This window comes from Saccharopolyspora tripterygii (genome assembly GCF_054778355.1).
Genome location: NZ_BAAGZP010000016.1, coordinates 147,515 through 166,784, shown reverse-complemented (window position 1 = coordinate 166,784; position 19,270 = coordinate 147,515). Strand labels below are relative to the sequence as shown.

Sequence of the window (19,270 nt, the reverse complement as noted above, 5' to 3'; positions counted from 1 at the left end):
CGGTGTCGACAGACTGTGACCTACGCCATCGGAGTCGTGCGAAGGAGTCAGGTCATGGGCAATTTGACGGTGCTCGCGGACGGGTTGACGCATACCGAAGGAGTGCGCTGGCACGAGGGCCGCGTCTGGTTCAGCGACATCTACACCCACGGGGTGTACTCGGTCGGGGAAGACGGATCGCAGCTGCGGACCGAGGCCGAGGTGCCGGGTGAGCCCTCCGGACTGGGCTGGCTGCCTGACGGACGCCTGCTCGCCGTGTCGATGCGGGATCGCAGGGTGGTGCGCCGGGAGCACGACGGCACGGTCGTCACCCACGCCGACCTCTCCCCGCTGTCCGAATACCCCCTCAACGACATGACGGTGGGTAGGGACGGGACCGCATGGGTCGGAACGTGGGGCTTCGACGTGCTGTCCCTCGCCCCGCGCCGCCCCGGGTCGTTGATCCGGGTCGATCAGGACGGGACGCCTTCTGTCGTCGCGGGCCCGGTGCACTTCCCGAACGGCGCGACGATCATCGACGGCAGCACGCTCGTGGTCGCCGAGTCGTTCGGCAACCGGCTCTCGGAGTTCGACATCCGGTCCGACGGCTCGTTGTCGGAGCGTAGGGACTGGGCGAGCTTCGGGCCGGTCCCGGCAGAGGAGGATCCGGTCAAGGCCATGGGGCAGCTCGGCGTCGCTGCGGATGGAATTTCGCACGTCGACGCCGACGGCGCGATCTGGGTCGCTGACTTCGTCAAGAGCCGCGCGGTCCGAGTGATGCCCGGTGGAGAGATCGTCGATGAGGTCTCGACGGGAGATCTCAACTGCTACAGCTGCGCCCTGGGCGGCGAGGATGGCAGAACCCTCTTCCTGTGTGCCACGCCGGCGGATTTCGACCCGGAGAAGCGCGCTGGCAACCCGGAGAGCGCGGTGCTGTCGACTCGCGTGGACATCCCGCTCCGCTGAGCGCGGGTGGGCCGGTCATGAACGCACAAGTACAGAACGGATGTTCCGGCCGGGGAGTGGCTGGACACGGCGATGAAGGAGGACGACCGTGCTGACTCGCGCTGCAGTGCTGCAGGAGGTACCCGGGCGTTACGAGGCGACGGAGGTCGAGCTCGATGACCCCAGGCCGGGTGAGATCCGGGTGAAGATGAAGGCCGCCGGGATGTGCCACTCCGACGACCACTACGCCGTCGGGACCCAGCAGGCGCCCATCCTGCCGCTCGTCGGCGGACACGAGGGCGCTGGGATCGTCGATGCTCTCGGGCCGGGTACGACGGGCTTCGCAGAGGGCGATCACGTCGTCTTCTCCTTCTTGCCGGTGTGCGGCCGGTGCTTCTACTGCGCGAAGGGGATGCAGAACCTGTGCCAGCTCGGCGCGTCGATCGGCACCGGTGCGCGGTTCACCGATCCGACGTCGTTCCGCCTCTCGATGGACGGCAAGCCGGTCGGCCAACTCGCCGGCCTCGGTGTTTTCAGCGAGTACGTCACGGTGCACGTCGAGTCAGCGATCAAGATTGACCGCTCCATCTCGTTCGACGTAGCCTGCCTCACCGGCTGCGGGATCGGGACCGGGTGGGGTGCGGCGGTGAATTCGGCGCAGGTTCGTCCCGGTCAGGTCGTCATCGTGATGGGCATCGGGGGCATCGGCATCAACGCGGTGCAGGGCGCCGCGCACGCCGGGGCGGACGTCGTGATCGCCGTGGACCCGGTGGACTTCAAGAGGGAGTCGGCGCTCAAGCTCGGCGCCACCCACGCCTACTCGGACATCGAGGAGGCTGCGGACTTCGCCCGCTCGCTGACCAACGGTCAGGGTGCGGACGCCACGATCCTGACGACGGGCATCCTTCGGAGCGAGCACATCCGCCAGGGGCTGGAATCGGTTCGCAAGGCGGGCACCGTCGTGGTGACCGGGCTCGGAGACAGCGTGATCAGCGCCGGGGACATCAACTTGCATCAGCTGACGCTGTACCAGAAGCGCCTCCAGGGATCGTTGTTCGGCGCCAGCACGCCGACCGCTGACATCCCTGCGCAGCTGGAGATGTACCGGAACGGGACGCTCAAGCTGGACGAGCTGATCACTGCCCGGTACTCGCTGGACGAGGTCCCGCAGGGCTACGACGACATGAACGCTGGCCGCAACTTGCGCGGCGTCGTCATCTTCGATTGAAGCCCGCCTGACCCCGGCTGTTCGCTGCCCACCGGATCCTGGCGGATTCGGTGGGCAGTCGGCGAATCAGCGTCGCAGTGCCTGCCCGTGGGGTAGCGCAGTTGCGGGGCGTCAGTCCTTCGGCCAGATGATGGTTCGGTCGTCGAGGTGGTAGTCGAACACCAGCAACGTGACGTCGTGTGCGGCGATCCAGGCTGCGAAGCGCTGGTGGACCGGGTCTCTCTGGTAGCGCTGCAGGGACTGCTCATCGTCGAATTCCATGAGCAGCAGGTGGGAGTAGCCGCGGGTGCGTTGACCGGTGAGATCCGGGCCGAAGCGGATCGTGCGCGCTTCGCCGATGGTCGTGAGCGATTCGATTCCCGCCCGCATCTCGGCGAGTTGATCGTCTGTGGGCTCGTTGCCGAAGCGGAACGCTACGACGTGTTGCAGGGTCATCAGTACCTCGCCATCTTGTGGGTGCACCCGGTGCTTCACGGTGCGGGTGCCCGGCTGCTTCCGGGTGGTTCGCAGAGGCGGCCGGAGGAGTATATTTAATATCGTATAGTGCTCAAGTCGCCCACCACGCGCAGCGTGGTGGGCGAGAAGCGCCGCGTTCCCATGCTCCTCCACTCGCACTCCATGCAGGGCCGGCGTCCCTCGTCGAAACTTGGAGCTGCCCACTTCGGCAGGATTGGTCGGCTCTCGGCTCTTCATGGGGTGGGGTTGGATGACCTATGTTGTGAGAACACAATATAAAAAACATGAACTGGAAGGCGTCCTATGCGTGAGACCGATGCCCCGCAACCGCTAGCAGGCCTGGAGGTCACCGAGTGCGCGAGCTTCGTCGCCGGGCCCACCGGTGGGATGACGCTGGCGCAGTTGGGTGCGGACGTCGTGCGCATCGATCCGATCGGCGGCGGCAGCGACCACCGCCGCTGGCCCTTGGTGGGCGATGGAGAGGGTGCCGCAGATTCGGACTCCTACTACTGGACGTCGCTGAACAAGGGAAAGCGATCGATCGCCGTCGACATGCGCTCCGAGGAGGGGCGTGAGCTCGTCATCGCGTTGGTCACGGCGCCGGGGGAGAACCGCGGCGTGCTGGTGGACAACGTGGTGGGCCGCCGGTGGATGTCCAACGAGGCGCTGGTCGCGCACCGATCGGATCTCATCCACCTGCGGGTGCAGGGGTACCCGGACGGGAGTCCGGCTGTGGACTACACCGTCAACGCCGAGGTCGGCATCCCGGAGATCACCGGTCCGGAGGTCGGCGGGACGCCCGTGAACCACGTGCTGCCCGCATGGGACTTGGTGGCGGGCCTGACCGTGTCGACAGGCGTACTAGCCGCGTTGTACGAGCGCTCTCGCACCGGCCGTGGTTCTTATGTCGAGCTGGCGCTGTCCGATGTCGCGCTCTCTGGTGTGGCGAATTTGGGCTGGTTGTCCGAGGCCGCCGAACGGGGGAGCGATCGGTCACGGTGCGGCAACCACGTGTACGGCAGCTTCGGCGTCGATTTCCCCTGCTCGGACGGCAAGCGGGTGATGGTCGTGGCGTTGACTCCTGGCCAGTGGTCGGCGCTGTGCAGGGCGACTGGCACCGGTGAAGTCTTCGACGCACTGGGGACGGCGTTGGGGGCGGATTGGGCCGACGAGGCGGACCGGTACCGGCACCGGGAGACGATCGCGTCGATCCTCAAACCGTGGTTCGCCGTGCGCGACAGCAAGCAAGTTGCGGACGAGCTGGACTCCGCACGGGTCCTGTGGGGCAAGTACCAGGGCTTGACCGATGTCGTCGCCGAGCACCGGGCCGGACGGCACGCCGTGCTGGCCGATGCTGCCCTGCCTGGCGGCGCGGAGGCGATCACGGCCCGTTCCCCGCTGCGCTGGAACGGTGCGCACAGCCGGGTAGGAGTGCCCCCGGATCTGGGGAGGGAGACAGACGAGGTGCTCGCCACCCGGCTGCGGCTCAGCGATGCGGAGATCGGCGGTCTGCGCTCACGTGGCGTGGTGGCGGGACCGCGGTGATGAAGCTGTGGCTGACCTGAATACGTTGACCAGCCGCAAAACCTAGGCATAATATATTTTTCACGACGATGTCGCTCACGGCCTTCGAAGCGGTGGTGCCGATGGGGCGGCCGGGGCTGCCGGACGAGATCGAACGGTTGGCTCTGTGCTTCGTCTACAACCTCGCGGCCCGATGACGGAACTCAGGTCGTCGTCGATGGCGACGGGACGCTGCGCGGCCTCGCGCTCTTGCTGAAGGAGTTTGCAATGACCAACACCATCGTCGAACAGCTGGCCGATTTCACGGCGCGCAGCGACTTCGCCCAGCTGCCCGACGACGTCGTCGAGGAGTCCAAGCGGATCGTTCTGGACTCGATCGGCTGCGCGTTGGGTGCGGTCCACCAGCCCAAGGGGCGCATCGGCATCGACTACGGCCGGATGACCGGGGGGTCGGGTGGAGACGCCACGATCATCGGTGCTCCGGAGCGGGTCTCGGTCTTCGGGGCGTCCTTCGCCAACGGCGAGCTGATCAACACCCTCGACGCCGACGCTGTGCTCCCGCCCGGGCACGTCACCCCGTACGTGCTGCCCGGCGCGTTGGCCGTCGGTGAGAGTTCCGGTGCGTCCGGCAAGGACCTGATCACTGCGGTCGCCGTCGGCCACGAGATGTCCTACCGAATCGGCAAGGCCATGGACTACCTGCGGGACGTCAAGGACGGCGAGGTCAACACCCCGCAGGTCTACGGGTACAGCAGCACGGTATTCGGAGCGACCGCGGCGATCACCAAGCTGAAGGGCCTCGCGCCTGATGTCCAGGCGCACGCCCTCGGCATCGCCGGGCTCATCTCACCGGTCAACTCCTTCCGCTCGTGGAGCATGCACACTCCCACTTCCACGATCAAGTACCTGCTTGCTGGCGCGTTGACGCAGGCGGCCCTGACCGCCGCGCACATGGCCGAGCTGGGACATCGTGGTGACCTGCAGGTGCTCGACGACCGGGAGTTCGGCTTCCCGCGCTTCATCGGAACATCGCGGTGGGAAGCCGAGCGCATCACCGCGGACCTCGGCGCCGACTGGCAGTTCCCAGCCGAGCAGACCTTCAAGCCTTACCCGCACTGCCGGATCTTGCACGCGCTGCTGGACTCCCTTCGCGAGATCGTCGACGAGAACGACCTCAAGCCGCAGGAGATTGATGGAATCAAGGCATTGGTCGAGGGCTTCGTGGAGCAGCCCCTCTGGCTGACCCGCACCATCGAGCACCCGCACGACGCGCAGTTCAGCATCGCGCACGGGCTCGCGGTCGGAGCGCACCGCGTGCCGCCGGGGCCCAAGTGGCACGACCCGGAGCTGATCTACAGCGAGTCCGTCCTCGGACTGATGGATCGGACCACGCACGAGGTTCACCCGGACTACGTCGAGATGCTCTCCGGCAATGCTGCCAGCCGGCCGGCCAGGATCGAGATCTCAGCGCGTGGTGAGACCTTCGTCGGGGAACGGCGCTACCCCAAGGGCAGCAAGTCGCCGGAGCCCGAAACCACCATGACCAACGACGAACTGGTCGCGAAGTTCCGCCGGAACGCGGATGGAATCCTTCCCGAGTCGAATCTGGACCGGATCGTGGACGCCGTGCTGAATCTCGAGTCCGTCGGTGACATCAGCTCGATCATGAAGCAGACGGCTGCGCAGGGCTGATCCGCCGGTGGAGGTGGACGCACGGTCGTCCCGGTGTCCATCGGGGCGACCGTGTCCCGATTTGACTGCAATCTAATGCAGTATATATTGTGTTGTCTGATTCTTTGTGATCGACGCACTGCCTGATCCCAGCGGTCTCCCTTATGTCGTGGATGGACGAGGTGGACGATGGACCGTGAGCAGGCCGTCCTGGCTTCTGGCTGGCGAACTGAGGCGCAGCGGGCGGGAAGCCGCGAGGATGCCAAGGTCTCGGCTTTGTGCGGCCAGCTCCGCGATTTGTGCGTGGACGCTGCATCTGCACTCGACGTCGAGATCGTGCACTCCGACCTCGAGCTGCTCGCCGCGGGCAGAGCGCAGCCGGTGTTGAGCAAGCTCTGGTCAGCTGCCTTGGGCGAGGCGTTGCGGTCGACTGAGGACGACACCGTTCCGGCAGCACGGCGGCTGGAACTGCTCGAACTCCTAGGCCGGATCCGGAGCATCGAAACTGATCTCGCCCAGGCGCGGCTCGGGCAGCGAGATGCGTTCCTCCGTCGGATTGCGGAGGCATTGGCCTCGGTCCGCGACGCGCGGACCGTCGAGGACTTCTTGAACCGCGTCCCCGAGGCCGGCTGCCGGCTGGGGTTCGACCGGGTCTTGGTATCCCGTGTCGAGGACTCGACCTGGAAGCTGCACAAGATGTGCGTGGTCCGCGATCCGAGGTGGGCGGACGAGCTCGTGGCCGTCGGCAAGGCCTCACCGCCACCGCTGGACGGCGGCATCGTCGAGGCCGACGTCGTCAGCCGAGCGGATTCGTGCCTGGTGTTCGACGTGCAGAACAGCGATCGGGTGGTCCGCGACCTGGTGCAGGTCGGCAAGTCGGAGTCGTACGGGATCGCGCCGCTCACCGTGCACGGAGAGGTGGTCGGGATGCTCCACGGCGACTGCTACTACCAGCGCCGCGACGTCGAAGCGGCCGATCAGGCCTTGCTGTCGCTGATGGCGGAGGGGCTCAGCCACTCGCTTGCCCGGATCACCATCCTCGAAGGTCTGGAAGCCCTGCATCGGACCGCCGGACTGACGATGACGAGCTCGGCGGCAGTCGCAGCACCGGCTGCTCCGCTGCAGGCAGTCCTGCCAGCCGACAACGGGCCGCTGACTCCGCGCGAGGCGGAAATCATGGAACTGCTCGCCGCGGGACATTCGAACCGCTATATCGCTCAGCAGCTGCTGATCACAGTGGGCACCGCGAAGTCCCACGTGACCCACATCCTGCGCAAGCTCGACGCCACCAGTCGCGCTGAGGCGATCTCGCGCTGGCTGCGCGGTCGGTACCCTCGCTGACCGTCGAAGGGCACGTCTTTTCCAGATTGACCACGCACTTCAAGGGCGCGGGCCGGTCCATGCCCCCGGAATACAGAGCAACGCAACCATAAAGCTCGCTTCGCTAACAAAGGAAATGGAGGGGTGCGCCGGTGACCGCGGTGAGGCCTCGTTCCGCAATGGCGTTGCTCGGAGACCTCCGCTTCGGGTCATTCTTCTTCGCCAAGACCTTCTCGCTCGCCGGCCTGTGGAGCCACAACGTCGTCGCCGCGGTGCTCGCGTACCAGATCACCGGCTCCGTGTTCTACGTCGGGCTGGTCAGTGTCGCGCAGTTCGGGCCGCAACTGCTGTTCGTGGGAGCGAGCGGCGTCGTCGCCGATCGCGGGGACAAGCGGGGGCAGATCGTCCTCGGGCGCCTGATCTGTGCTGCAGGATCGACCACGCTCGCCGTCTGGTGCCTGGTCGACACCGGAGGCGACAGCCCGGCTACCCGGGTGATGATCCTCGTCGCCTCCCTGGTCATGGGAATCGGGCTCGTGCTGGGTGGGCCGGCGCTGATGGCATTCGTCCCCGCGCTGGTCCGCGAAGACGAGATCCCGACGGCCGTTCGGTTGGACGCGCTGCCGATGCTCGTGGGCAGGTCCGCTGGGCCTGCCCTGGGTGCGCTGCTGGTGACTTGGGCCGGTCCCGGCCCGGCTTTGTTCGCCGCTGCGGGGCCAAACCTGGTCTTCGCCGCCGTTGTCACCATGATCCGCGTTGACCCGCCCGCGTCGCATGGCTCCGATGCGGACGGATCGATGCGTGCGGCACTACGGCACGTGCGACAGGATCGCAGGCTGATGTTGATCCTGTTTGGCGTCGTTGTCATCGGCGTCGCCGCGGATCCGGCGCTCACCTTGGCCCCCGCGATCGCTGCGGGCACCGGAGGGGGTGCGAGAACCGTGGGGGTCTTCGCGTCGGCATTCGGCATCGGTGCCGCGCTCGGGGTAGTGCTCATGGGGCCTTTGGAGAGGTGGATCGCCGGGTCGCAAGTCGTGGTCGCAGGTCTGAGCGTGTTGGGCACGTCAACTGGAGTGCTGGCGGTGCCGCTTCCTGTCCCTGTCTTGATCGGCGCGTTCGCCTTCGCAGGTGCGGGGATGTCGACGGCGCTCACCAGCTTGACAGCCTTGCTCCAGGTCGCCGTGCCGGACTCGTTGCGAGGTCGGGTCATGAGCATGTGGTTGGCCTGCTTCGTCGGTGCGCGCCCCATCGCTGCGCTTCTCAACGGCACTATTTCTGATGTGTTGTCCGTGCCGGCAGCGCTGGTCTTCGCCACCGCCCTGGTGGCGGTCACAGCACGGGTGTGCCGTCCCAGCCGGCTGCGCGTCCCGTCGCCGGAGCAACGGGAGGGCAAGTCGGCCGTTCAGAAAGACTGCGCACCGCTTGCGCATGCGGAAGACCCCGGCCAGGGGCTGCGTCCACGACCGGGGACTACGAATCCGCGCTGATCGCTGATCAATCAGCCGTTTCTTGGTTCACGCGCGCCTGTTCCGGAAGAGATACTTCCGACTCGGACGACCGAGAACGAACGCGGCGCTGCTGGTCGAAGCCGACGCCGAGGACGATCAGGAGTGCGCACCCGGCGATCAGCAGGGAAACTCCCCAGGTCTCGTGGCTGGGTGACATGGTCACCATCGCCAGGGCGGCAAGCGGTGCGAAACCGCCGGCAACCGCGCCGCTGATCTCCCTTCCCGTGCCGATGCCTGATGCGCGGACCTCGGTCGGGAACTGCCGTGCCATGAACGGGCTGCCAGCCACGAAGATGAGCGGTGCGAGGACGCCCGTCGTGAGCATCAAGAAGCCCCAGATGTAGACCGAGTGGCCGGTGTCGAGGACCCAGAACATCGGGAACGCCAGCACGAGAACGCCGATCGCGCCGAACAGCATGACGCTGCGGATGTTCACTCGGTCGCAGAGGCGGCCGATGAGCGGTACCGCGATGATGGCGACGGCGCTGGCCAGCGTGACACCGAAAGACCCGACGTTGGCGGGCACGTGCTGGAACTCGGAGAGGTACGACAGAGAGAAGGTCTTGAAGGTGTAGGCGATCGCCGAGTATCCGCCGTAGACGGCCGCCACGACGAGCAGTCCGCGCCAGTCGGAGCGCATGAGGTTGCCGAGCACGTGGAGGCCCTTGCGGTTCCTGGCATCAGTTGCCACCTGTTCGAATTCAGGCGACTCGGGCATGTTGCGTCGGATCCAGTAACCCAGGCCGACGAGTGCGAAGCTGGCGATGAACGGGATCCGCCAGCCCCAGGTGAGGAGGAACTCGTTGCCGAAGCTCGTGACGGCGGTGACCGCCAACGAGGCCGCGAGCAAGCCGATCTGGGCTCCTAGTGCGGGGAGGGCAGCGTAACGCCCTCTGGTCTTGTCGTCGGCGTGCTCGTAGGCGACTGTGATGGCGCTGCCCAGTTCCGCGCTCGCGCCGAAGCCTTGCAGGATCCGCAGGACGACCAGGAGCACCGGCGCTGCAATTCCGATTGACTGGTAGGAGGGCAGCAGCCCGATGAGTCCTGATGCGACACCCATGATCAGCAAGCTGAGTGACAGCACCGCTTTGCGGCCGATCTTGTCCCCGAGGACTCCGAAGAGCATCCCCCCGAGGGGACGGGCCAGGAAGCCGACCGCGAAGGTCGCGAATGCCGCCAGGGTGCTGAGGGACGAGTTCCCAGACGGGAAGAAGATCTTCCCGAACACCAGCGCCGCCATGGAAGCGTAGAGGTAGAAGTCGAACCACTCGAGCGTGGTGCCGATCACGACCGCAGGGCCGACCCTCTTCGGGGCCTGCGGGTGTGGAGGTCCAGTTCCGGATGAACCGAGCTTCATTGGTCGGGCCCTTCGAAGTCCGAGGTCACGCTTGTGGCCGGTGCCACAGCGCCAGGTAGAATACGATACATAAAATATTCATGGGCTCAAGTGAACTGTCCCGCGAGCTGGTCGGCGTGCGCAAAGGGGCGTGCCGAGCCCGTGTCCGGCCCGAGGGTGCGCTCTCGACCCCGCCCTCGGGCGAGCGTCTCGTAGACGCGTGAGGCGGGAGCGTGGGGCTGCCGGTGCCTGGTCGGCGCTCCCTGGGCGCGGTGCAGGCGGGTGGGCAACCGGACGGTAAAAATAAGATATTTGACGACATGTTGGCCTCGAGCCCTACGCATTATATATTCAGTCTGCTGAACGTGATGGGCGTTACTGGCACCGAGGGCCCGCGCCGACGCGGCCGGGCAGTGAACGTGAAACCGGTTCGATCAACGGGGCTCAGCCCGGAAGCACGCGGTTGCCGAGTTGGCGCGGGCAACGATGCGGAGGAAGACCGCCGGACCCCTGAGCGCGACTACTGGTCCATGGTGGACCGTCGATCCTGAGAAGAGGGATACATGAGTGTACAAGGACGTACCTCGTCCTCCGCGGACGCGGAGTCGAGGAGGCGTGGGCCAGCCAAGGTGCTCGCTGCCACGATCGCGACCCAGTCGATCGAGTTCTACGACTTCATGATCTACGGCATGGCGGCATCCCTGGTCTTCAACAAGCAGTTCTTCCCGGCGATCAACCCCGTGGCAGGCGTCCTGGCATCCTTCGCGACGTTCGCGGTCGGATTCGCTGCCAGGCCGCTCGGTGCTGTCGTTTTCGGGCACATCGGGGACAAGTACGGCCGGAAGCCGGCGTTGTTGGGGTCTGCGGTCGCGATGGCCGTGTCGACGACACTGATTGGACTCTTGCCTACTTATTCGATGATCGGGGCGGCTGCGGCCTTATTCCTGGTGATCTTCCGCATCGGGCAGGGGATTGCGGTAGGCGGTGTGTGGGGCGGTGCCACCCTGCTGGCCATCGAGTACGCACCGGCGAGGCGCCGCGGTCTTTTCGCGGCCATACCGCAGATCGGAACCTTCGCGGGACTGATCGCAGGTATCGGGGTGTTCATGGTCGTCACGAAGGTCGTCGCTCCCGAGCAGTTCTTGGAATGGGCTTGGCGCTTGCCGTTCCTGCTCACCGTCGTGATGTTCCCGGTCATCTTCTACGTCCATCGCTACATCGAGGACTCACCTGAGTTCCACGAGGTCGAGAAGACCATGGCCGCGAGGTCCGAGGAGCGTGCCAGGGACTCTTCGGTCATTCAGGTGTTGCGGCGGCCGAAGTACATGTTGACAGTGGCGTTCATCTTCATTCCCGCGACGGTCGTGTTCTACATGTCCAGCACGGGGATGATCGACTACGGTGTGCGTGATCTCGGGATCGCCAAGCCCACGATGCTCGCCGCGGTCATGTTGTCGGTCGTCGGCGCGGCGGTCAGCACGCTCCTGTCCGGGTGGCTGTCCGACATCGTGGGCCGTCGTCCGGTCTACATGGGTGGAGTCATCCTGGCCGGGATGTGGTCGTTCGCGATGTTCCCGTTGATGGACACCAAGGACTTCGGTCTCATCGTGCTGGCGCTTGGGGTCGCACAGGTCGCCTTGGGCGCCATGTTCGGTCCGGGGATCACGCTGTTTGCCGAGATGTTCCCGCCGAAGATCCGGTACTCCGGAGCATCGATGGGTTACCAGCTCGCGAACATTCTCGGTGGCGGTCTGGCGCCTTTCATCATGGTCCTGCTCCTGGAATCGACGCACACGACGGCCTCGGCGTCCGCATATGTGGCTGCGGTCTGCGCGATCAGCTTGATCCCGTTGTCACTGGCCGGACGGCTCCAGGCTCAGTCGAGGGAACAGGAGCCGGTCGAGCAGGCCGGGTGACACTCGCATTCGTTCGCCGGCCGGCCACCACATCCCTGGTGGCCGGCCTTGGCGTCGACGTGCGTCGTCAGAGCCAAACGGGCGTGGTCGTTCGTTCGACCCCGGAGACTGTGGGCGAACCAGGTCAGCGGATCGTGAACCCTGTCGCTGCTTGACCATCGTCACGGGTTCCTCTGCAGTAGGTCCGTGCGAGTTCCCCACAGTCTTTGATCACGGCGACTTCATACCCGCTGGGTCTCACTCGCGATAGGAGTGGCGCCATGTCGCCGAAGTCGCGAACGCGGGCGTCGCACCGCTCGTGTCGTCGCCCGCGGACTGCAACTTTGGTTCAGTCGTGGGTGTTGCTTCAGTGTTCGAGGCGGGTTCGGAGTTCGTCGAGGAGCCCGGTGGCGGCGTCGGCGATGACGGTGCCGGGCGGGAAGATCGCCGAGGCCCCGGCTTGGCGGAGGGCGTCGAAGTCGGCGGGCGGGATGACGCCGCCGACGACGATCATGATGTCCTCCCGGCCGATCGCGGCCAGTTCCTCGCGCAGCGCGGGGACCAGGGTGAGGTGCCCGGCGGCGAGGCTGGAGACCCCGACGATGTGCACGTCGGCCTCGGCGGCCTGGCGCGCGACCTCGGTGGGGGTCTGGAACAGCGGGCCGACGTCGACGTCGAATCCGAGGTCGGCGAAGGCGGTGGCGATGACCTTCTGGCCGCGGTCGTGGCCGTCCTGTCCCATCTTGGCCACCAGGATGCGCGGGCGGCGGCCTTCGGCCTCGGCGAAGGCCTCGACCTGTTCGCGGGCCGATTCGAGCTGGTCGGACTGGCCGGCTTCTTCCCGGTACACGCCGGAGATCGTACGGATCTGGCCGGAGTGGCGGCCGAAGACCTTCTCCAGGGCGTCGGAGATCTCGCCGACGGTGGCCTTGGCGCGGGCGGCGTCGACGGCCAGGGCCAGCAGGTTGTGGCCGAGGTCGTTGGGGCGGTCGTCGGACAGCGAGGCCTCGGCGGCGCCGGTGAGCCGCCGCAGCGCGTCCTCGCACGCCTGGGTGTCGCGTTCTTCCCGCAGTCGCCGGAGCTTGTCCAGCTGCTGGTTGCGGACGTCGGCGTTGTCGACCTTGAGGACCTCGACCTGCTCGTCGCCGTCGTAGCGGTACTTGTTGACGCCGATGAGGGGCTGGCGGCCGGAGTCGATGCGGGCCTGGGTGCGGGCGGCGGCCTCCTCGATGCGCAGCTTGGGGATGCCGGCGTCGATGGCCTGGGCCATGCCGCCGGCGTCTTCGACCTCGGTGATGTGCGCCCAGGCGCGCTCGGCGAGGTCCTGGGTGAGGCGTTCGAGGTAGTAGCTGCCGCCCCACGGGTCGATGACGCGGGTGGTGCCGGATTCCTGCTGCAGCACCAGCTGGGTGTTGCGGGCGATGCGCGCGGAGAAATCGGTCGGGAGGGCCAGTGCTTCGTCGAGGGCGTTGGTGTGCAGGGACTGGGTGTGTCCCTGGGTGGCGGCCATCGCCTCCACGCAGGTGCGGGCGACGTTGTTGTAGACGTCCTGGGCGGTCAGCGACCATCCGGAGGTCTGCGAATGGGTGCGCAGCGACAGCGATTTCGGGTTCTCCGGCCCGAACTGCTTGACCAGCTTCGACCAGAGCAGCCGCGCGGCGCGCAGTTTCGCGACCTCCATCGCGAAGTTCATGCCGATGCCCCAGAAGAACGACAGCCGGGGCGCGAAGGAGTCGATGTCGAGCCCGGCCTGCTTGCCCGCCCGCAGGTACTCCACGCCGTCGGCGAGGGTGTAGGCGAGCTCCAGGTCGGCCGTGGCCCCGGCCTCCTGGATGTGGTAGCCGGAGATGGAGATCGAGTTGAACTTCGGCATCTTCTGGCTGGTGTAGGAGAAGATGTCGGAGATGATCCGCATCGACGGCTGCGGCGGGTAGATGTAGGTGTTGCGGACCATGAACTCCTTGAGGATGTCGTTCTGGATGGTCCCGGCCAGCTGCTCCGGTGCGACACCCTGCTCTTCGGCGGCGACGATGTAGAGCGCCATGACCGGCAGCACCGCGCCGTTCATGGTCATCGACACGCTCATCTTGTCCAGCGGGATGCCGTCGAAGAGCTGCCGCATGTCCAGGATCGAGTCGATCGCCACCCCGGCCATGCCCACGTCACCGCCCACCCGGGGGTGGTCGGAGTCGTAGCCGCGGTGGGTGGCCAGGTCGAAGGCCACCGACAGGCCCTTCTGCCCGGCGGCGAGGTTGCGCCGGTAGAAGGCGTTGGAGGCCTCGGCGGTGGAGAAACCCGCGTACTGGCGCACGGTCCAGGGCTGGTTGACGTACATCGTCGGGTAGGGGCCGCGCAGGAACGGCGCCAGACCCGGGTAGGTCGACAGGAAGTCCAGTCCGTCCACATCGGATTCGGTGTAGAGCGGCTTGACGTCGATGCCCTCCGGGGCCTCCCACGCCAGCGCGTCGGACTCCTTGCCGGTGGCCGCCAGCACCTCCGACCGCCAGCGGTCCTCGTCGGCCTGCGACGGGGAATCCAGCGGGATGTCGGCGAAGTTCGGGATGCTCATCGCTTGTGTCCTTCCTCGGTGCTGACCGCCAGCCTGCGGTGCAGATCGCGCAGGACCTCGAGGGCATTGACTCCCGCGTGCACGAATCCGTCGACACCTTGTGGCGCGCTGTCTCCGGGTTTACCCGCCAGCAGCACGTGTTCGGCCCCGGCCCGCCGCAGTGCTCCCGCGGTCTCGGCGGCGCGCTCGGCGTAGATCTCGGCGCTGGAGCACAAGCACACGATTGGTGTTGTGGCTTGTTGGAACGCGTGAACGACTTCGTCGACCGACTCGGTCGGTCCGGCTTGCACGCTGCCCAAGCCCCCGGTGGCGAACAGATTGTGTGCGAACGAAGCACGGGCCGTATGCGCTGCGAGCGAACCGAGGGTGGCGAGGAAAACAGTGGGGCGCTCCCCGGTGGCGGCGAGGCGTCTGTCGGCGGCGTCGCGCAGTGCTTCGAAGTCTTCGGCGTAGCGGTGCACCGGCAACCCGCCACCGGCCTGCTCGGGCGCTGGGGTGCGTTCGAGGCGTGTTTCGTCGAGGTGGGGGAATTCGCTGACGCCGGTGATCGCGTCCTCGCGGCGGGCGATCGCCGCCCGGCGCTGCTGCCAGGTCTCGGCGATCTCCTCGGCGACCAGCCCGGACTCCAGAGCCTGCGGGAACCCGCCGACGGCTTCGATGCGCTGGAACCAGGACCAGGCCTTGCGGGCGAGTTCGTCGGTCAGCGACTCCACGTACCAGGAACCACCGGCGGGATCGATGACCTGGGCGAGGTGGGATTCCTCCAGCAGCAGCGCCTGGGTGTTGCGGGCGATGCGGCGGGCGAAGCCATCCGGCAGGCCGATGGCGGCGTCGAAGGGCAGCGTGGTCACCGACTGGGCGCCGCCGACTCCGGCGGCGAAGGTGGCGATGGTGCCGCGCAGCATGTTCACCCACGGGTCGCGGCGGGTCAGCATCGCCTGCGAGGTCGCCGCGTGCTGGACCTGCGCCCGGGCGGGCTCGCTGACCCCGCTGGAGCGGGTGACCTGCTCCCACAGGCGGCGGGCGGCGCGCAGCTTGGCGATGGTCAGGAACTGGTCCGCGGTGGCGGCGTAGCGGAACTCCAGCTGCCCCGCGGCGGCGTCGACATCCACGCCCGCTTCGGTGAGCCACCGCAGGTAGGTCACCCCGGCCGCCAGCGAGCAGCCCAGCTCCTGGGCGTCGGAGCCACCGGCGTCGTGGAACGGCAGCGCATCCACGCTCAGAGCCCTCAGCTGGGGGAACTCGGCGGCGCAGCGGCGGGCGAGCTCCACGGCGGCGTCGCGGTCACCGGCCTGGCCGGTGCGGGCCTGCACCGCCAGCGGGTCCGCGCCGAGGTTGCCGCGCAGCTCTCCGGAGGGCACGCCCTGCTCGGCGGCCAGCGCCAGGTAGGCCTGCGCGGCGGCGGCGAAGTCGGTGCCCGCGTCCAGGCTCACGCCGATCATGTCCAGGTGCACACCGCTCAGGGCATCAGGCAGGTCGTCGATCGCGATCCCGGCCGCACCCAGGCGCAGCCACAGCGAGGAGACGCCGTTGTAGAGGTCGGCCAGGACCTCGCGGTTGGTCTCCGCGGCGTCGGGGTGCTCGTGGCGCTGCCGCACGTCCCAGCCCTCGGCCACACCGCCCTGCGGCCGGCTCCCGCGCACGAACGGCGGAGCACCCGGAAACCCAGTGGGTCCAGCCGGTTCTGTGTGCAGGTGTGCTGAGTACAGCGGATGCAGCGTGATCCCGTCGTAGGTCGTGGTAGCGAGCAGATTCTCCACATGCGCCGGAGCTGGCTCCTCTGCACCGAGCAGGTTCGACTTCCGAAGGACCTTCTCAACCTGCTGCCGCCACTGCTCGGAGGAAGCCGGGGCAAATTCGCCACCGAAGGTGCGACCGTCGCTGCCCACAGATGCTGTCATCACTCCAAGTTCCCTACTTCGATCAGGGCGAACCAAGACTCGCCGCTCAATCTGTGAACGCCGGTCTCGTAACAGGCTGCCACCAGCAAGCTAGAGCGACGCGCAGGCGCACGTCAACTCAAAAGTGATGCATCCATAGTGTTACGGTCCACGAAGTCAACCCTCGGAGATGCAGGTTCGTAATCTAAGTGAACCTCCAGTAGTTCCCGTAATGGGATTCTTGCGGTGCCAGCGAGTCAGCTCAAGTGGAAGAATCCCCACCGCGTGGCGATGTCGATGACGGATCCACTTGAGGCGAGTTCGAGGCGCTCGCGATCGAACCGCACTCCGCGGACGTAAGCGGTCGGCGACGCTCCTGGAACGCTCGTGGGCTGAGGACAGCAACCCCAGCGGTCGTGATCCCGTCCTCGGGATGGTCGTTGATGTACTCAATGGCCGGACGGATCTTCTGGCCCGGGCTCGCAAATACGAGCCCGGCAGCCCGCTCGAGCCAGGTCGTACTGAATCTCACGAGCGCGGCACACCTCTCGGTTTCTCAGGCGACCGCTTCGTCGGCGTCGGGGGATGGGCCTGGTTCGCGGAGGGGGAGCGCGTCGAAGTCGGCGGGTGGTTCCTGCCACGGTGACGTGGGGTCACCGGAGCTGGCGTCCTGAATCGCACTCCACACCCGCTGCGGGGAAGCGGGCAGGTCGATGTGTCGGACACCGAGGTGCTTGAGCGCGTCCACCACTGCGTTCTGCACCGCAGGTGTCGATCCGACGGTTGCGGACTCGCCAATGCCCTTGGCGCCGAATGGATTACGCGGAGTCGGTGTCTCGGTGTTGTGCGCCTCGAGTGGCGGTAGATCGGCTGCGGACGGCATCGCGTAGTCAGCGAGGGTGCCGGTCATGAGGTTGCCATCCTCGTCGAACGAGACCTGCTCCCACAACGCCTGCGCGATGCCCTGGGCCACGCCGCCGTGCTGCTGCCCGCGCACGATCAGCGGGTTGAGCACGCGGCCGCAGTCATCGACGGCGATGTGCCGCAAAGGTCGTACAACTCCCGTTTCAGAGTCGACCTCGACCACGGACACGTGTGCTCCGAACGGGAACGTCGCGCCACCAGAGGTGAAGTCGGTGTCGGCTGCCAAGGGATTGCCATCCTCAGCGGCTTGACTGGCGATCTCGGCCCAGCTCAGGCCCGTCGTCGGCGCGCCGACCACGCCGAGCCGGCCATCTTCGGTCAGCTCGATGTCGTCAACCGCGGCCTCCAGCCGGTCGGCGACGAGCTCCTTCGCCCTGTTCAGCACCTGCTCCGCGGCCTGCCCTACCGCGTTGCCGCCGAGCTGCAATGACCGCGAGCCACCCGTTCCGCCGCCTCGCGGCACCTGTGCCGTATCGGATTGGACGAACTCGACGGACTCCATGGGGATGCCGAGACGGTCAGCGACGATCATGGCGAACGACGTCGCGTGTCCCTGGCCGTGACTGGAAGTACCGACCTTGATCGTCGCACCGCCGTCGGGGCGGATCTCCACCGAGCCCCACTCACCGGCGGCCCCGCCGCCGGTGATCTCCACGTACGTGGCAGTGCCGATTCCGAGCAATGCGGTCTCGCCCGCCTCGATCCGTCGTGCCTGCTCGGCGCGCAGCTCGTCGTAGCCGGCCAGTTCCAGAGCTTTCCGCAGCGGCAGGTCGTAATCGCCGGTGTCGTAGCTGGCCCCGGTCGCGGTGGTGTGCGGGAACTGTTCAGGGTGCAAGAAGTTCCGTCGGCGAAGTTCGACCGGGTCGATGTCCAGCTCGGCGGCGGCCAAATCCATCAACCGCTCCAGCATCGCGGTGGCTTCCGGACGGCCTGCTCCGCGGAACGCACCGACGGGTGTGGTGTTGGTCAGCGCGGCGATCCCGGCGAAGCTGAGTTTGGGGATGTCGTACACGCCCTGCGCCATGATGCGCGTCGGCCCGAGCGCGAGCGCGCCGCCGAAGCCCGCGTACGCCCCCGCGTCGCCGATCACCCGGCACCGGATCCCGACGATCGCGCCGTCGCGGTTCAGTCCGAGTTCGGCGTACTGCACCTGAGCGCGGCCGTGCGGTGCTGCCTGCATGTTCTCGGAGCGTGTCTCCGTCCACTTCACCGGCCGTTTCAGTCGTCGGGCCGCTTCGATCACCACCGCGTGCTCTGCGCGCAGTTCTACCTTGCCGCCGAAGCCCCCGCCGACGTGCGGGGCGACGATCCGGACCTGCTCGAGCTCCCACCCGAACATCTGGGACACGGCGGCTTGGAGGCCGTGTGGCATCTGGGTGGAGACGTGGATGGTGGCCGAGTGGTCGCCACCCGGTACTACCGCGATCGCGTTGCCCTCCATCGGCACGACCGCGAGCCGCTGGTTCTCGAGCCGGGCGCGGACGACGACGTCGGCCCCGGCCAGGACGTCCTCGTCGTCCCGGTTGCCGCCCGCGATGTTCGAGCCGAGTTCGGGGAACTGGAGTTCGGCGTCGGGGTCGAGCGCGGCCTCGGGGTCGACCGTGACCGGCAGGGGGTCGTATTCGACGTCGACCAGTTCCATCGCATCAGCGGCGGCCGATGCTGATTCGGCCACGATCACGGCGACCGGCTCGCCCATGAAGCGCACCCTGGTCGTGGCGAGGGGAAGACGCGCGCATCGCGGGTCGAGCTCGATGTAGGGCTTCAGCGTGGGCAGGTCCAGGTCCTGTCCTGTGAACAATGCGACCACGCCAGGAGCTGCCGCGGCCTCGGTGGTGTCGATCCGTTCTATGGAGGCGTGCGCGAACGGGGAGCGCACGAACGCGGCGTGGAGCACGCCGTCGATCTTGAGGTTGTCGACGAAAGTGCCGCGCCCACGCAAGAGTTCCGGATCTTCGACCCGGCGCACTTCGGTTCCGATCAGCGACCCTGCCATGGAAGAACCGTACTATATATTGTGTGTAATGTGCCACTT

General features: G+C 67.0%; 12 protein-coding genes. 7 read left to right on the top strand and 5 right to left on the bottom strand.

Annotated features, from left to right (window positions below; translation table 11 throughout):
- Positions 1–54 precede the first annotated feature (54 nt).
- Entirely contained in the window at positions 55–945 is an 891-nt protein-coding gene (locus tag ACYVF3_RS13470) for an SMP-30/gluconolactonase/LRE family protein (protein ID WP_461154574.1), read from the top strand.
- Positions 946–1,033: 88 nt separating this feature from the next.
- A complete protein-coding gene (locus tag ACYVF3_RS13465) occupies positions 1,034–2,152 on the top strand; it encodes an NDMA-dependent alcohol dehydrogenase (RefSeq protein WP_461154573.1) in 1,119 nt (372 codons plus the stop codon).
- Between the two features lie 111 nt (positions 2,153–2,263).
- On the opposite strand, the gene ACYVF3_RS13460 is transcribed toward ACYVF3_RS13465, so the two are convergent.
- Positions 2,264–2,626 (bottom strand): Dabb family protein, encoded by a 363-nt coding sequence (locus ACYVF3_RS13460; RefSeq protein ID WP_281459133.1) that lies wholly within the window; start codon positions 2,624–2,626, stop codon positions 2,264–2,266.
- Positions 2,627–2,911: 285 nt separating this feature from the next.
- Between ACYVF3_RS13460 and ACYVF3_RS13455 the strand changes: the two genes are divergently transcribed.
- The 4 genes from ACYVF3_RS13455 (at position 2,912) to ACYVF3_RS13440 (ending at position 8,610) form a co-directional block, all read left to right on the top strand.
- A complete protein-coding gene (locus ACYVF3_RS13455) occupies positions 2,912–4,153 on the top strand; it encodes a CoA transferase (protein ID WP_461154572.1) in 1,242 nt (413 codons plus the stop codon).
- A 246-nt stretch (positions 4,154–4,399) separates the two neighbouring features.
- Positions 4,400–5,824, top strand: a complete 1,425-nt coding sequence (locus ACYVF3_RS13450) for an MmgE/PrpD family protein (RefSeq protein ID WP_461154571.1) — start codon at positions 4,400–4,402, stop codon at positions 5,822–5,824.
- A gap of 282 nt (positions 5,825–6,106) precedes the next feature.
- Positions 6,107–7,144, top strand: a complete 1,038-nt coding sequence (locus tag ACYVF3_RS13445) for a LuxR C-terminal-related transcriptional regulator (RefSeq protein WP_461154570.1) — start codon at positions 6,107–6,109, stop codon at positions 7,142–7,144.
- 158 nt (positions 7,145–7,302) lie between these two features.
- Entirely contained in the window at positions 7,303–8,610 is a 1,308-nt protein-coding gene (locus tag ACYVF3_RS13440; RefSeq protein WP_461154569.1) for an MFS transporter, read from the top strand.
- Between the two features lie 7 nt (positions 8,611–8,617).
- Here ACYVF3_RS13440 and ACYVF3_RS13435 read toward each other — a convergent pair whose 3' ends face one another.
- Positions 8,618–9,919: an MFS transporter gene (locus ACYVF3_RS13435; protein ID WP_461154568.1), complete on the bottom strand. Its 1,302-nt coding sequence runs from the start codon at positions 9,917–9,919 to the stop codon at positions 8,618–8,620.
- A 611-nt stretch (positions 9,920–10,530) separates the two neighbouring features.
- Here ACYVF3_RS13435 and ACYVF3_RS13430 point away from each other — a divergent pair.
- Positions 10,531–11,883, top strand: a complete 1,353-nt coding sequence (locus ACYVF3_RS13430) for an MFS transporter (RefSeq protein ID WP_461154567.1) — start codon at positions 10,531–10,533, stop codon at positions 11,881–11,883.
- Positions 11,884–12,229: 346 nt separating this feature from the next.
- Here the strand turns inward: ACYVF3_RS13430 and scpA are convergent, their stop codons facing one another.
- From scpA to ACYVF3_RS13415, 3 genes are all read right to left on the bottom strand, one after another.
- Positions 12,230–14,431 carry a methylmalonyl-CoA mutase gene (gene scpA / locus ACYVF3_RS13425; protein ID WP_461154566.1) on the bottom strand — a complete coding sequence of 734 codons (2,202 nt, stop codon included), beginning with the start codon at positions 14,429–14,431 and terminating at the stop codon, positions 12,230–12,232.
- Entirely contained in the window at positions 14,428–16,332 is a 1,905-nt protein-coding gene (gene mutA / locus ACYVF3_RS13420; RefSeq protein ID WP_461154565.1) for a methylmalonyl-CoA mutase small subunit, read from the bottom strand. Before mutA ends, scpA begins: the two co-directional genes overlap by 4 nt.
- A 535-nt stretch (positions 16,333–16,867) precedes the next feature.
- Positions 16,868–19,231, bottom strand: coding sequence for a xanthine dehydrogenase family protein molybdopterin-binding subunit (locus ACYVF3_RS13415; RefSeq protein WP_461154564.1), 2,364 nt, complete (start codon positions 19,229–19,231; stop codon positions 16,868–16,870).
- Positions 19,232–19,270 lie beyond the last annotated feature (39 nt).